The sequence below is a fragment of the Janthinobacterium sp. PC23-8 genome, from assembly GCF_002250505.1.
Taxonomy (GTDB): Bacteria; Pseudomonadota; Gammaproteobacteria; order Burkholderiales; family Burkholderiaceae_D; genus Janthinobacterium.
Genome location: NZ_NJGY01000002.1, coordinates 31,377 through 44,005, shown reverse-complemented (window position 1 = coordinate 44,005; position 12,629 = coordinate 31,377). Strand labels below are relative to the sequence as shown.

The 12,629-nt window shown below is 59.4% G+C and carries 15 protein-coding genes; 9 read left to right on the top strand and 6 right to left on the bottom strand.

Annotation, left to right across the window (positions count from 1 at the left end; translation table 11 throughout):
- Window positions 1-60 precede the first annotated feature (60 nt).
- The 3 genes from CD932_RS15350 (at window position 61) to CD932_RS15340 (ending at window position 2,606) form a co-directional block, all read left to right on the top strand.
- Entirely contained in the window at window positions 61-1,077 is a 1,017-nt protein-coding gene (locus tag CD932_RS15350; protein ID WP_094443697.1) for a M14 family zinc carboxypeptidase, read from the top strand.
- Window positions 1,074-1,832 (top strand): alpha/beta fold hydrolase, encoded by a 759-nt coding sequence (locus tag CD932_RS15345; protein ID WP_094443696.1) that lies wholly within the window; start codon window positions 1,074-1,076, stop codon window positions 1,830-1,832. The genes CD932_RS15350 and CD932_RS15345 overlap by 4 nt, the downstream gene beginning before the upstream one ends.
- A gap of 141 nt (window positions 1,833-1,973) precedes the next feature.
- Complete coding sequence (locus tag CD932_RS15340) at window positions 1,974-2,606, top strand: carbonic anhydrase (protein WP_094443695.1); 633 nt, start codon at window positions 1,974-1,976, stop codon at window positions 2,604-2,606.
- A gap of 8 nt (window positions 2,607-2,614) precedes the next feature.
- Here the strand turns inward: CD932_RS15340 and CD932_RS15335 are convergent, their stop codons facing one another.
- A complete protein-coding gene (locus CD932_RS15335; RefSeq protein WP_094444413.1) occupies window positions 2,615-3,388 on the bottom strand; it encodes a hypothetical protein in 774 nt (257 codons plus the stop codon).
- 213 nt (window positions 3,389-3,601) lie between these two features.
- On the opposite strand from CD932_RS15335, the gene CD932_RS15330 reads away from it, so the two are divergent.
- From CD932_RS15330 to CD932_RS28270, 5 genes are all read left to right on the top strand, one after another.
- The gene (locus CD932_RS15330; protein ID WP_094443694.1) at window positions 3,602-4,435 is read left to right on the top strand and encodes an HDOD domain-containing protein; all 834 of its coding nucleotides are present in this window, start codon (window positions 3,602-3,604) and stop codon (window positions 4,433-4,435) included.
- 96 nt (window positions 4,436-4,531) lie between these two features.
- Window positions 4,532-4,963: a hypothetical protein gene (locus CD932_RS15325; protein ID WP_094443693.1), complete on the top strand. Its 432-nt coding sequence runs from the start codon at window positions 4,532-4,534 to the stop codon at window positions 4,961-4,963.
- Window positions 4,963-5,865, top strand: coding sequence for a DUF2145 domain-containing protein (locus CD932_RS15320; RefSeq protein ID WP_094443692.1), 903 nt, complete (start codon window positions 4,963-4,965; stop codon window positions 5,863-5,865). Before CD932_RS15325 ends, CD932_RS15320 begins: the two co-directional genes overlap by 1 nt.
- A 528-nt stretch (window positions 5,866-6,393) precedes the next feature.
- Complete coding sequence (locus CD932_RS15310) at window positions 6,394-7,377, top strand: DGQHR domain-containing protein (RefSeq protein ID WP_094443690.1); 984 nt, start codon at window positions 6,394-6,396, stop codon at window positions 7,375-7,377.
- Window positions 7,377-8,261: a hypothetical protein gene (locus CD932_RS28270; RefSeq protein WP_141213261.1), complete on the top strand. Its 885-nt coding sequence runs from the start codon at window positions 7,377-7,379 to the stop codon at window positions 8,259-8,261. Before CD932_RS15310 ends, CD932_RS28270 begins: the two co-directional genes overlap by 1 nt.
- 72 nt (window positions 8,262-8,333) lie before the next feature.
- Here the strand turns inward: CD932_RS28270 and CD932_RS15305 are convergent, their stop codons facing one another.
- Window positions 8,334-8,660 (bottom strand): transposase, encoded by a 327-nt coding sequence (locus CD932_RS15305; RefSeq protein ID WP_254926619.1) that lies wholly within the window; start codon window positions 8,658-8,660, stop codon window positions 8,334-8,336.
- Here CD932_RS15305 and CD932_RS29775 point away from each other — a divergent pair.
- Window positions 8,551-8,895, top strand: coding sequence for a DUF3885 domain-containing protein (locus tag CD932_RS29775; RefSeq protein ID WP_369679839.1), 345 nt, complete (start codon window positions 8,551-8,553; stop codon window positions 8,893-8,895). The genes CD932_RS15305 and CD932_RS29775 overlap by 110 nt on opposite strands.
- Here the strand turns inward: CD932_RS29775 and CD932_RS15295 are convergent.
- The 4 genes from CD932_RS15295 to CD932_RS15280 all read right to left on the bottom strand — a co-directional run bounded on the left by CD932_RS15295 (window position 8,840) and on the right by CD932_RS15280 (window position 12,560).
- On the bottom strand, window positions 8,840-11,050 hold the full coding sequence (locus CD932_RS15295; RefSeq protein ID WP_094443689.1) for an OsmC domain/YcaO domain-containing protein: 2,211 nt from the start codon (window positions 11,048-11,050) through the stop codon (window positions 8,840-8,842). The genes CD932_RS29775 and CD932_RS15295 overlap by 56 nt on opposite strands.
- A gap of 91 nt (window positions 11,051-11,141) precedes the next feature.
- On the bottom strand, window positions 11,142-11,819 hold the full coding sequence (gene arsH, locus CD932_RS15290; protein WP_094443688.1) for an arsenical resistance protein ArsH: 678 nt from the start codon (window positions 11,817-11,819) through the stop codon (window positions 11,142-11,144).
- A 10-nt stretch (window positions 11,820-11,829) separates the two neighbouring features.
- Window positions 11,830-12,237: an arsenate reductase (glutaredoxin) gene (arsC, locus tag CD932_RS15285; protein ID WP_094443687.1), complete on the bottom strand. Its 408-nt coding sequence runs from the start codon at window positions 12,235-12,237 to the stop codon at window positions 11,830-11,832.
- A 29-nt stretch (window positions 12,238-12,266) separates the two neighbouring features.
- Entirely contained in the window at window positions 12,267-12,560 is a 294-nt protein-coding gene (locus tag CD932_RS15280) for a helix-turn-helix transcriptional regulator (RefSeq protein ID WP_094443686.1), read from the bottom strand.
- Window positions 12,561-12,629 lie beyond the last annotated feature (69 nt).

Here is a 12,629-nt window from a genome sequence, read left to right as displayed (position 1 = left end):
CGTTAACGGAGCAAGGCTTATTTCAGCTACACTGAAGCCCCTTCCTTTTCAGCGTCATCCATGATCGAAAAGAATCTCCCCGAACTGATCATGCTCAAGCGCCTGATCGACGAAGGCGGCCGCCACCTGGAAGTGGCCGCACCATGCAGCATTCCCATCGATGGCCGCGACTTTCCCGTTTATACGATTGCGCTGGGCAACCCCAGCCCCGATGTGCCCGTGCTGGGATTCTTTGGCGGCATTCATGGACTGGAACGCATCGGCACGCAAGTGATCCTCGCCTTTTTGCAAAGCATCCTGGCGCGCCTGCAATGGGACAGCACCCTGCACCAGCAGCTCGAATCGATGCGCCTGGTGTTCATGCCGCTGGTCAATCCCGGCGGCATGTGGCAAGGCACGCGCTGCAATCCGCAAGGGGTGGACCTGATGCGCAATGCGCCATTGTCGGCCAGCGAACCTGTGCCTTTTTTGCTGGGCGGCCAGCGCTACAGCAACAAGCTGCCCTGGTACCGGGGCCGGGAAGGCGCGCCGATGCAGCTAGAAAGCGATGCCGTGTGCGAGCTGGTCGAACGCGAATTGCTGTCGCGCCAGTTCAGCATCGCCCTCGATTGCCATTCCGGCTTCGGCTTGCGCGACCGCATCTGGTTTCCGCACGCCCACACCGCCACGCCGATCGCCCACCTGGCCGATATCGGCGCGCTGGAAGAGCTGTATAGCCGCACCTATCCCAATCACAACTATGTATTCGAGCCGCAAAGCCGGCAATACCGCACCCATGGCGACCTGTGGGATTATCTGTACCTGCGGGGGACCAGCGACAGCGAGCGCGTGTTCCTGCCGCTGACGCTGGAAATGGGTTCCTGGCTGTGGGTCAAGAAAAACCCGCGCCAGCTGTTCAATCGCGCCGGCATCTTCAACCCCACGGCCACCCACCGCTTGCAGCGCGTGCTGCGCCGCCATCTGGTGTGGTTCGATTTTCTGATGCGCGCCGCCAACAGCCACGGCCGCTGGATGCCTGAAGGCCTGGCGCGCAAGGCGCACCGCCGGCGCGCGCTGGCGCAGTGGTATGAGTCATGACAGATACCTGGGTCTTGCTGCGCGGCCTGATGCGCGAGCAGCGCCACTGGGGCGACTTTCCGGCGACCTTGGGCGCTGCCCTGCCCGGCGCCACCATCGTCACGCCTGACCTGCCCGGCAACGGCCAGCGCCATGCGATGGACAGCGCCACGCGCGTGTGCGCCATGGTGGAGTGTTGCCGCCAGGATCTGCTGGCGCGCGGCTTGAAGCCGCCGTACCGCCTGCTCGCCCTGTCCCTGGGCGGCATGGTGGCCGTCGAATGGGCCAGCCGCTACCCGCATGAGATCGCATCGTGCGTGCTGATCAATACCAGCATGCGGCCGTACAGCCCGTTTTACCGGCGCCTGCGCTGGCAAAATTATCCGGCCCTGCTGCGCCAATTGCTGTTGGGGAACCAGGCCAGCCAGGAAGCATTGATCTTGCGCCTGACCAGTTGCCGGCATGGCGCGGGCAATGCGGCGCTGGTGCAACAGTGGCTGAAGTACCAGCAGCAGTATCCGGTCACACGGCGCAATGCGCTGCGCCAGTTATTGTCGGCCGCCCGCTTTCGTGCACCAGCGAGCTGTCCACCCATGCCGATGCTGGTATTGGCAGGCGGGCAAGACCGGCTGGTCGATCCCGCCTGTTCACAGCAACTGGCGCAAGCGTGGCGAACCGCTTATGCAAACCATCCCGAAGCGGGACACGACTTGCCGCTCGATCAACCGGGCTGGGTGGCGCAAACGGTGAAGCGATGGATAGCTACAAGCTCATGAATGTCACGCCAGGGTGGAATGTCCTGTAACGTTGGCACCCGCTTGCACGCTGGCCACGGCCTGCCAGCAACCACGCCAGCTGTATTAACCATGCTCGATCAGCGATAATAGCAATTCCTTCGACTTTTGCTACCAAAATATATGCGCGACATCATTGCTGGATTTCTACGCTTTCAGAAAGAAGTTTTTCCGGCTCGCCGTGAATTATTCAAAACGCTGGCGACAGGACAAACGCCCAAGGCCTTGTTCATTTCCTGCTCTGACAGCAGGATGGTGCCGGAACTGGTGACGCAACGGGAGCCAGGCGAGCTCTTCGTGATCCGCAACGCTGGCAACATCGTGCCATCGTATGGCCCCGAACCAGGGGGCGTGAGCGCGACGGTCGAATATGCTGTCTCCGCCTTGAACGTCACCGACATCGTCATTTGTGGCCATTCCGATTGTGGCGCAATGAAGGCCATCGCTACCTGCGCCTGCCTTGACCATATGCCTGCGGTCACGAACTGGCTGCGCCACGCTGATGCCGCACGGATGATCAATGATGCAATCGACCACCCGACGGAACAGGCGCGCATCGACGGCATGGTCCGCGCCAACGTCGTCGCACAGCTCAATAATATCCGCACCCATCCTTCGGTGGCCCTGGGGATCGCGCAAAAGCGATTGAGTCTTCATGGCTGGGTCTACGACATCGAGAATGGCTCCCTCGATGCGCTCGATGAGTCGACAGGTAGTTTTGTTCCATTGGCACAGCACCCTGCATCAAGGCTTTGACGGCCTGATCAATCCAGGCGGTGGCGGAAAGTCGGTTCGATATTGCGGGCATGCAGCCACTGCACGATATCTTCCAGGGTGGCGTCCTGCAGCAGCAAGCCAGCGCTTGATGGCGGCAGCGCCTTGCTGACAGGAGCAGTGGCGGCGGCAGGCGCCACACCGGCATGCTGTTGCAGCACGGCCAGCGCCTGTGCGAACTGCGCCGCCGTCATGCTGCGCAGGCTTTCCACGAATCCAAGCTGCGCGTGCAAGGGCGGCGGCATGTCCAGGCCAGGCTCGTCGGCAAACGAGGCGCCCATGCCGGGGTGGATAAAGGCCGCCCAGGTTCCCGATGGCTGCAGGCATGGCGGCAGTTCGACCGACTCAAGGAAGGCGGCGGGGGCAGCGGTCAGGATATCGCTGCTGGCCGGCAGGAATACCGTGCGCAGCAATTGCAGGAACTGCCTGGCCTGCGCCAGCGGCACCGGGGTGTCCAGCGACAGCCACAGGTAAAACGAGGTGCGGCCCGAGATGCTGACGGCGGGCGCCGGCAGGTCAAGTTCATGCTGCACGGCATTGGCAATCGCGCACAGTTCGCCCCAGTGCTTTTCGCCGCCGCCCTTGCCGCCAAACTCCAGCACCAGGGTGCGCGTGCGTCCGGCCTTATCGACCAGTTGGGCGGTAACGGCCGGGCCGCCGGCCACCTGGCGCGCCAGTACTTCGGGCGTGACGGGCTGGCCATGCGTATCCTGCTGGCCGTCGGCCAGGTACAGCCTGGCCAGTTCAGAAATCAATTTGTGCATGCGCGCTTCCATCGTGCTTTTATCTTGTACCTCGCGCTGCCGGTGGCAACGTGGCCGCGATTATAGACCAGTCCCCTCAGGCCTGGATGGGGCGGCACGGACAGGCGGACGGTGTTGGCGTCGCAGAGAAGCTTGCGATACGACACGGCTGGCAAAATTGACCGATAATAGAACCATCCTTTTCAAGCCATCCTCATCTTGACGACATCATCCATGCAAGCCGACACCCTCAACAGCCTGTCCCGGCTCCTCGCCCGCGCCCACAGCGAGACCCTTGCCTTTCCGACCAACGTCAATACGGCCCTGCGTTTGCAGCAGGAACTGGGCAACCCCGATTGCCATGCGGCCGACATCCACCGCCTGCTGCTATCCGAGCCGGGCCTGTCGACGCGCGCCGTGTCGCTGGCCAATTCGGTGATGTTCGCCCATGGGCACACACCCACCGTCACCAGCGTGCGCGCCGCCGTCGAGCGCCTCGGCTACCGCAACCTGCTGTCGCTGGCCACGGCCGCCGTGATCCGGCAAATGAACACCGGCGTCAGGGACCCCGCCCTGCGCGCCCAAGCTTCGCAGCTGTGGGCCCATAGCGTGCACGTGGCGGCGCTGGCGCATGAAATTGCGCGCAGCATCACCCACGTCGACCCCGACACCGCCATGTTTGCCGGCATCGTCCATGAAGTGGGCGGCCTGTATGTGCTGGCCGAAGCCGACAAGACCCCGGGCCTGTACCAGCAGCTGGAAACGCAGATGGCGCCGGTGCTGGAAATCGTCGGCCGCGCGCTGATGCGTCAGCTGATCGTGCCAAGCCAGGTGGCCGACGCCGTCGTCACCCTGCCTGGCGCCACCGTGCTGCTGCCGCCAGCCGGCCTGCGCGACACCTTGCTGCTGGCCAAGGCCATCGCGCCCGTCGCCTCGCCGCTACCGCAAATGCCGGCCATTGTCAACGAAGGGCTGCGGCATTACCTCGAACAAGACCCGGTGTTGCAGGAATTACGCAATAATCCATCCACCGAGGCAAAAGAGCTGATCGCGGTTTTGCTGGCCTGATGTGATCTGCTATCATGGAAAAGTTGCCGGGAATACACCCGGCCTGACCCTACCCGCATCACAGCACTGGAAACCGCCTTGACTATCTCTCTTCGCATGCTCGGCCTGGCCGCAGCATTGACCGTGGCCTGCAACGCCCACGCCGACAGTTTTGCCTCTTCGGCGTCGAGCGCCGGCTCGGCGTCGAGCGGCAGTGTGTCCGACTCGCTCAGCGGTTCGAGCAACAGTTCGAAAACCGACAAGCGTGTCGACAACGGCCCCTACCGCATCATCGATATCGCCGCCACGCCCGGTCACGCCGGCATGACGCGCCTGACCATGCAGGCAGAAGCGGCCCAGCAGCCGCTGGTGCTCGACCTGCCGCAAGCAACTTTTGATCAGCAGCAGCTGGCGCAAGGCGATATGGTGCACGCGCAAAATCGCGCCTACGGCATCGAATTTTCCCGCAACGACACGCGCGCCGCCTTCTTCCTGGTGCTGGCCGACGACTGGTACGGCGAACTCGGTACGCGTCCGGTCAGCATGTGATGCGATGTGTTGCTGCGCTGCTGCTGGCCTGTGCGGCCAGCGCGGCGCATGCCGGCGGCTCACTGTCTTCTTCGCGCTTCTGCGACCGCTCGCAGGAACTGAGCGCCGCCGAACAGGACAAACTGCTGCGCTTCGCCGCCGTGGTGCGCGAAGAACTGGCCGCCACCGAAGGCAGCGTGGCGCTGATCAGCCGCTCGGGCCTGGACCTGTCGCGCTTCGGCATCCGCTATTCCCACGCTGCGCTGGCCTGGCGCCATGAGGCTGACGCCGGCTGGTCCGCGCGCCAGCTTTACTACGCCTGCGACGAAGGCCGCCCACGCATTTTTGATCAGGGCACGGCCGGTTTTGCCATGGGCACCGACAACCCGCAACTCGGCTATATCTCCATCGTGCGCCTGCCCCTTGATACCGTGCCGCCGCTGCGCCAAGCCCTGCTCGACCCGGCCCGCGTGCAGCATCTGCTGGCCGGCAGCTACAGCGCCAACGCCTATGTCTACGGCCTGCAATACCAGAACTGCAATCAGTGGGTGGTCGAACTGCTGGGCGCCGCCTGGGGCGAACTGCCCGACGGCGCCGACCTGCGCGCACGCGCCCAGGCCTGGCTGCGCACCGCCCCCTATGCGCCCGAACCCGTCACCATCGCCTCGCGCTGGCTGATGCTCGGCGCCGTTTTTGTGCCACTCGTGCATTTGTCCGACCATCCGCAGGAGGCGATCGACGCGATGCAGCTGCAGGTGAGCCTGCCATCGACCCTGGAAACCCTGATCCGCCAGCGCCTGCCGGCCAGCGAACGCGTGGAAGTGTGCCATGACGGCAAGCAGGTGGTGGTGCACAAGGGCTGGGAGCCGGTGGCCGAGGGGTGCGTGCCGGGAGCGAATGACCGGGTGGTGGTGCTGGACTGATATAAGCAGGAGCCCGTCTCAAACGTTCTTTACAACTGAGAAATCTTGGGTCGCCGTTACCCCATATCGTTATACACATCTTTTTTCGGTAAGCGCCAATTGAGCTTGGAGCGGCGATTTTCATGAGTTTTTTCCCGAAAAATGAGTGAAAAGTGGGGGGGGGGGGGGGGGGGGGAGCCCAAAACAAAAGATTGGGGGGGGGCCGCCGTGCCCGTCGGCCCCAAAAAAACGTGTTATGTGTGTGCTGTTACTTAATAGAAAAANNNNGGGGGGGGGGGGGGGGGGGGGGGGGGGGGGGGGGGGGGGGGGGGGGGGGGGGGGGGGGGGGGGGGGGGGGGGGGGGCGGGGGGGCCGTATCAACCGCAAGCATTATGCGTTCGTCTCCATGCCCGCGATGCCTCAGGAAAATCGGTTGTAAGTCATTGATTTCATTAATGAAAAAATATATCTAGAACGATATGGATTGATTGACGTAGCTATAAAGTCTTATTTTCGTTACAATCAATTTATTACGTACATGAGGAATTTATGGCTACTATCAAAGTACACGCATTTAACATCGGAAATGGAAATGTGGATTTTTATTTAACGGCGATGACTGCTAAAGAAATTTTCCAGTTCTCTAAAGTTTCTCGCGTCGATGAAGATCCCAATGTAGGATATCAGCGCTTCCTTAGTGAAAAAAGGGCGACAGCAATTGCGGAATATATTGATGCAGGAAATATTCTACCCGGCGCTATTGTATTAAGCGCACAGGAAAATGCGCAACTTTCTTTTAAAGACGACATTTTAAGCATCAATTTAGAGGCCGGTTCTTTTTTTGTTATTGATGGCCAGCATCGATTGTATGGATCCGAAAAAGCTGCCAATGAAATTCGCTTGCCGGTTTGCATTTTAGACGGACTTGATCATAGAGAAGAAGTGCAGTACTTCCTTGATATTAATTCAACGCAAAAAGGAGTTCCTAAAACTCTGCGGATTGAGTTAATGAAATTTTTATCAGAGCCTGACTCCATCGACGCAATTCGCAATCGGCTTTTCAAGGATCTAAACGAATCACCGGAATCTCCGTTATACGATCGTATGAGTGCAACATCGTCTGGACCAGGTCGGTTATCTTTAGTTCCATTCCAAGCTGCCGTCGATCCTCTACTCACCGGTGACATCCTCGGCCAATTTACATATGAGGACAAGAAAAGACTTTTAATTAACTATCTTTCGGCTGTCGAGCGAGTTTTAGATAAAGTTGATGGTAAATCTGGAAGATTAGTAACTTCTGCATTTTTTCAGGCAGTTTTCAAGGTTTTCGATAAAGTCTGTCATCTTTCCATCATGCATTGTAAAAATTATTCGACTGATGCAATGACGCAAATACTAGATGGGATTTCAAGCGTAGATATGGATAGACATTCGGGATCGAACCAACAAGCAATCAACGAGCTGGCAGCGGAACTAAGCACATTGTTAGAAATTCATAGTCAACGACTTGGTACACCCGCCGGGCTTCTTTGATGATACATGAGGATATTGCCGGGGTCTCGTTTACCCATTTGTCCGGCTTAGGTCTCGATCCTTCTGATCTTCCCGATCAATTTTCTTTTGCCGATACCATAAAGAATACTCTTTCGGATGGAGTGGTTTCTAAAGCGATAGTGAGTTGCACTTCGACTGAATTAGAAATGTCGGTAGCGAAGTCTGATTACTTAAGCGCTGTTTTAACTGAGCTTCATTTTGGAAAAGTTCGAATTGCCGAGCAATGTCTTAGTCTTTCCGCGTTAATAGAGGCAGGAGCTCATCCGGCCTGGATTCTAGTCACCGCTTATTACGCTTGCTATTTTATATCTAACGACATAGCAAAAGGATCGGGTACTTTTATCATGAATTTCTCCGAAGACGAATTCAGGGGAATTCTTGCGGATGAGCCACCTTCAATACGTAATGCTATGATTGTGGATAAGTCGACACCCTTTTACGTTGTTGCCAGTCATGGTGATATGTCGGGAGAGGTAAATTTGCTTTTTCGAAAACATGGGGGAAAACCCCACCAGTTAGCTTGGAATAGCTTTCATCGACTTTTAAATAAAATCAGCGTAAATGATAGCCGGATCAAATATCTAGAATTGATGAAGCAGATAGCAAAAGGGAGTGATGGTTGGTGCAATCCAAGCGACATCCGAAATACATGGAATTACATAAAGAGTAATTACTATGGCGACAAGGGGCGCGATTTGGCTAAAAATTTTACCTCTATTATCCGTTCGAGGGGATCTGCCCATGCCTGGGCTGGTAGTGTGACCTTGAAGCCGACGGAGCAGAACATTCCTGCAAGCGTTGCGTATTTATATCATTCGCTGTGCCGAGCGCACGATGTTCTTGTGTCCAGACTTAAAATTTAATTTGTTACAGAGGGTTCTTTTTGGGGCATTTCATGACTGCCGAACCCTTGTAAATCACAGCGAATGTAGGTTTTATCTGTTATGCAACTTTTCAGCCGGTGCTGGCTGAATCGGATTTCGAGCGGAGGCGCGTTGCAGGAGGGCGAGCATGCCATGGCCTTGTTTGCGCAGCGTGTCGAGGCAGGAGCGAATGACGCAGAAGTTTTGGGCACCCAGCAAAGTGCGGAACGAGCCGGAAATTTCCTGCTTCACCTTGGGCATGCGGATGGCGTGTTCGCCGCAGTTGTTGGTGAACGGCACGGCGAGATCGGACACGAACAGCAGCACCGCGTCGGCATACCGGCGCAAGCGCTGCAACAGGTTGAAGGCAACCGATTGCTTGACCCGGCCAGCCTTCAAGGAGATTGTTGTCCACGCTTATGACGACCGGGGCAAGGCTGTCGCCAGCCTGAACAAGCCCGCATTGGCCGGCTTGTACAAGCGGCACCACCACTTGCTCCACGATCACGACATCGCGGCGATGCGCGCGAGTTTCGGCCCTTTACAGAGCCATGCCCCCCCGCATCATGGATGGAAGCTCAAGCGTCGCTGGAAGCAGCCATGGCCTTGCCCCTTGCCACATGCAGTTTCCTGAAGCTGTCGATCAGGCGCTGGTGGCGGTCCAGCCCTTCCAGCTTCATGCTGGTGGGCGTCAGGCCATGGAAACGCACGCTGCCGTCCATGGAACCGAGCACCGCGTCCATGCGCGCGTCGCCAAACATGCGGCGGAAATTGACGACGTAGTCGTCCAGTTCCAGCTCGTCGTCAAGCTCCACTTCCAGCACCACATTGAGCGCCTGGTAGAACAGGCGCCGCTCGACCGTGTTGTCGTTGTATTGCAGGAAGGCTTCGACCAGCTCCTGCGCTTCGTCGAAATGCTGCAAGGCCAATTGAATCAGCAGCTTCAGTTCCAAGGTCGTCAGCTGGCCCCAGACCGTGTTTTCATCGAATTCCACGCCGATCAGGGTGGCGATATCACCGTATTCGTCGAGTTCGCTGTTTTCCAGGCGGTCCAGCAGCGCTTCCAGGCTGGCATTGTCGAGGCGATGCAGGTTCAGGATATCCTCGCGGAACAGCAGCGCCTTGTTGGTGTTGTCCCATACCAGGTCTTCCACCGGATACACTTCCGAGTAGCCGGGTACCAGGATGCGGCAGGCGGCCGCGCCCAGATTGTCGTAGACCGCCATATAGGCCTCCTTGCCCATGTCGGCCAGGATGCCGAACAGGGTGGCCGCCTCTTCGGCATTGGAGTTTTCGCCATGGCCGGAAAAATCCCATTCGACAAAATCGTAGTCCGCCCTGGCGCTGAAGAAGCGCCACGAGACGATGCCGCTCGAATCGATGAAGTGCTCGACAAAGTTGTTCGGTTCGGTAACAGCGTTGCTGGCAAAGGTCGGGCGCGGCAGGTCGTTCAGTCCTTCGAAGCTGCGGCCCTGCAGCAATTCCGTCAGGCTGCGCTCCAGCGCCACTTCCAGGCTCGGGTGTGCGCCAAACGAGGCAAACACGCCGCCGGTGCGCGGGTTCATCAGGGTCACGCACATGACCGGATAGACGCCGCCCAGGGAAGCATCCTTGACCAGCACCGGAAAGCCCTGCTCTTCCAGGCCCCGGATGCCGGCCACGATGCCCGGGTATTTCGCCAGCACCTCTTGCGGCACGTCGGGCAAGGCCATTTCGCCTTCGAGGATTTCACGCTTGACGGCGCGCTCGAAAATCTCGGACAAACACTGCACCTGCGCTTCGGCCAGCGTATTGCCGGCGCTCATGCCATTGCTGACGTACAGGTTTTCGATCAGGTTGGACGGGAAATACACGACCTTGCCGTCGGACTGGCGCACATACGGCAGCGAGCAGATGCCGCGCGCGGCATTGCCGGAATTGGTGTCGACCAGGTGCGAGGCACGCAATTCGCCGTCGGGGTTGTAGATGGCCAGGCTGTGCTTGTCGAGGATTTCCTTCGGCAGCTTGTCGTTGCGGCCGGGCTTGAACCAGCGCTCGTCCGGGTAATGGACGAACGGCGCGTTGGCGATATCCTCGCCCCAGTAGGCGCCGCCATAAAAATGGTTGAAATTCATGCGTTCGATGAATTCGCCCAGCGCCGAGGCGAGCGCGCTTTCCTTGGTGGCGCCCTTGCCGTTGGTAAAACACATCGGCGAATGGGCGTCGCGGATATGCAGCGACCACACATTGGGCACGATATTGCGCCATGAGGCGATTTCAATCTTCATGCCCAGGCCAGCCAGGATGGCCGACATATTGGCAATGGTTTGCTCCAGCGGCAAATCCTTGCCGGCGATATGGGTGCGGGTCTGTGGATCGGCGCTCAGCATCAGCAGGCCCTGGGCGTCGGCGTCCAGGTTCTCCACTTCCTCGATCACGAATTCGGGGCCGGTCTGCACCACTTTCTTGACCGTGCAGCGGTCGATCGAGCGCAAGATGCCCTGGCGGTCCTTGGCCGAGATATCGGCCGGCAATTCGACCTGGATCTTGAAAATCTGCTGGTAGCGGTTGTCAGGATCGACGATATTGTTTTGCGACAGGCGGATATGCTCGGTCGGGATATTGCGCGTATCGCAGTACAACTTGACGAAATAAGCCGCGCACAAGGCCGACGAGGCCAGAAAATAATCGAAGGGACCAGGCGCCGAGCCATCGCCCTTGTAGCGGATCGGCTGGTCGGCGATGACCGTGAAATCATCGAACTTGGCTTCGAGGCGCAGCTTGTCGAGAAAGTTGACTTTAATTTCCATGGGGTATTCCAATGCTAGGCGAATGAATTGGCCGCTATTATCCTTGCTTTCCTGGAATACCGCATGCGATGTTCAGTTCGGACATGCCCGGCTACAACGGATGGTCGTGCGCCGCCGCCTTGCGCTCGCTGTAGCGGCTGGTGAGGTAGTCGCTGCGCTCGCGCACGATCAGCGTAAATTTATACAACTCCTCCATCACGTCGACCAGGCGGTCGTAATAGGCCGACGGTTTCATGCGGCCGGCGTCGTCGAATTCCTGCCAGGCCTTGGCCACCGACGACTGGTTCGGTATGGTCACCATGCGCATCCAGCGGCCCAGCACGCGCAGGCCGTTGACGGCGTTGAACGATTGCGAGCCGCCCGACACCTGCATCACGGCCAGCGTGCGGCCCTGGGTCGGGCGCACGCTGCCCTGTTCCAGAGGCAGCCAGTCGATCTGCGACTTGAACACGCCCGTCACCGCGCCATGGCGCTCGGGGCTGCACCAGACCTGCCCTTCCGACCACAGCGACAGCGCGCGCAGTTCCTGCACCTTCGGATGCTCGGCGCCGACGCTGTCGACCATCGGCAGGCCGTGCGGGTCGAACACGCGCGTCTCGGCGCCGAAGTGGCGCAGCAGCCGCTCGGCTTCGAGCACCAGCAGCCGGCTGTAGGAGCGTTCGCGCAGGGAGCCGTACAGCAGCAAGATGCGCGGCGCATGCGTCATGGCCGGCGCCGCGAGCTTTTCTGCGGTCGGCGTATCGACGTGAAACGCACTCAGGTTGGGCATGCCGGCAATCTCAGTCACGCGGCACCACCTTCTGTCCGTCTTCCTTGGCAAACGGCGCCAGTTGTGGCAGCGGCAGGATGTCGAGCACCACTTCCGACGGCCGGCACAGGCGCACGCCGAGCGGCGTGACGACAAACGGCCGGTTGATCAGGATGGGATGGGCCAGCATGGCGTCCAGCAGCGCCGCGTCGTCCAGCGCCGGCTTGTCAAGGCCCAGCTCCAGCCAGGGCGTGCCTTTCTGGCGGATCGCCTCGCGCACGGTGAGGCCGGCGCGCGCGATCAGGCCAGACAGCTCCTCGCGCGATGGCGGCTGTTGCAGGTACTCGATGACCTGCGGTTCGACGCCGGTATTGCGTATCAGCGCCAGCGTGTTGCGCGAGGTGCCGCAGGCGGGGTTGTGGTAAATGACGATATCCATATTAATCCTTTCAGTTCAGCAGCCAGCGGTCAGCAGGGCGCGCCGCCGCAGCAGTTTTCGGTCAGGAAGCCGATCAGCGCATCCATGCTGTCCATCTGCGCCGCATAGATGATGAAGCGCCCGTCCTGGCGCGCCGTGACCAGCTGCGCATGCGACAGCTCTTTCAGGTGGAACGACAGCGACGAGGCGGCGATGCCCAGGCGCTCGGCGATCTTGCTGGCGGCCAGGCCGTCGGGGCCGGTTTGCACCAGCAGGCGGAAGATGGCCAGGCGCGACTCCTGGGCCAGCGCCGCCAGGGCGGCCAGCGCATGTTGGGTTTGCATGAGAAGTTCCATTAATTCGATATTTCAATGATAATCGAAATCGAAGAGCAATGTAAAGCCCGGCCAGCT

What these genes read in the sequence shown, in the direction of transcription:
- CD932_RS15350 (WP_094443697.1), top strand. Translation starts at nt 61, where the DNA reads ATGATCGAAAAGAATCTCCCCGAACTGATCATGCTCAAGCGCCTGATC.
- CD932_RS15345 (WP_094443696.1), top strand. Translation starts at nt 1,074, where the DNA reads ATGACAGATACCTGGGTCTTGCTGCGCGGCCTGATGCGCGAGCAGCGC.
- CD932_RS15340 (WP_094443695.1), top strand. Translation starts at nt 1,974, where the DNA reads ATGCGCGACATCATTGCTGGATTTCTACGCTTTCAGAAAGAAGTTTTT.
- CD932_RS15335 (WP_094444413.1), bottom strand. Translation starts at nt 3,388, where the DNA reads ATGCACAAATTGATTTCTGAACTGGCCAGGCTGTACCTGGCCGACGGC.
- CD932_RS15330 (WP_094443694.1), top strand. Translation starts at nt 3,602, where the DNA reads ATGCAAGCCGACACCCTCAACAGCCTGTCCCGGCTCCTCGCCCGCGCC.
- CD932_RS15325 (WP_094443693.1), top strand. Translation starts at nt 4,532, where the DNA reads ATGCTCGGCCTGGCCGCAGCATTGACCGTGGCCTGCAACGCCCACGCC.
- CD932_RS15320 (WP_094443692.1), top strand. Translation starts at nt 4,963, where the DNA reads ATGCGATGTGTTGCTGCGCTGCTGCTGGCCTGTGCGGCCAGCGCGGCG.
- CD932_RS15310 (WP_094443690.1), top strand. Translation starts at nt 6,394, where the DNA reads ATGGCTACTATCAAAGTACACGCATTTAACATCGGAAATGGAAATGTG.
- CD932_RS28270 (WP_141213261.1), top strand. Translation starts at nt 7,377, where the DNA reads ATGATACATGAGGATATTGCCGGGGTCTCGTTTACCCATTTGTCCGGC.
- CD932_RS15295 (WP_094443689.1), bottom strand. Translation starts at nt 11,050, where the DNA reads ATGGAAATTAAAGTCAACTTTCTCGACAAGCTGCGCCTCGAAGCCAAG.
- arsH (WP_094443688.1), bottom strand. Translation starts at nt 11,819, where the DNA reads ATGCCCAACCTGAGTGCGTTTCACGTCGATACGCCGACCGCAGAAAAG.
- arsC (WP_094443687.1), bottom strand. Translation starts at nt 12,237, where the DNA reads ATGGATATCGTCATTTACCACAACCCCGCCTGCGGCACCTCGCGCAAC.
- CD932_RS15280 (WP_094443686.1), bottom strand. Translation starts at nt 12,560, where the DNA reads ATGCAAACCCAACATGCGCTGGCCGCCCTGGCGGCGCTGGCCCAGGAG.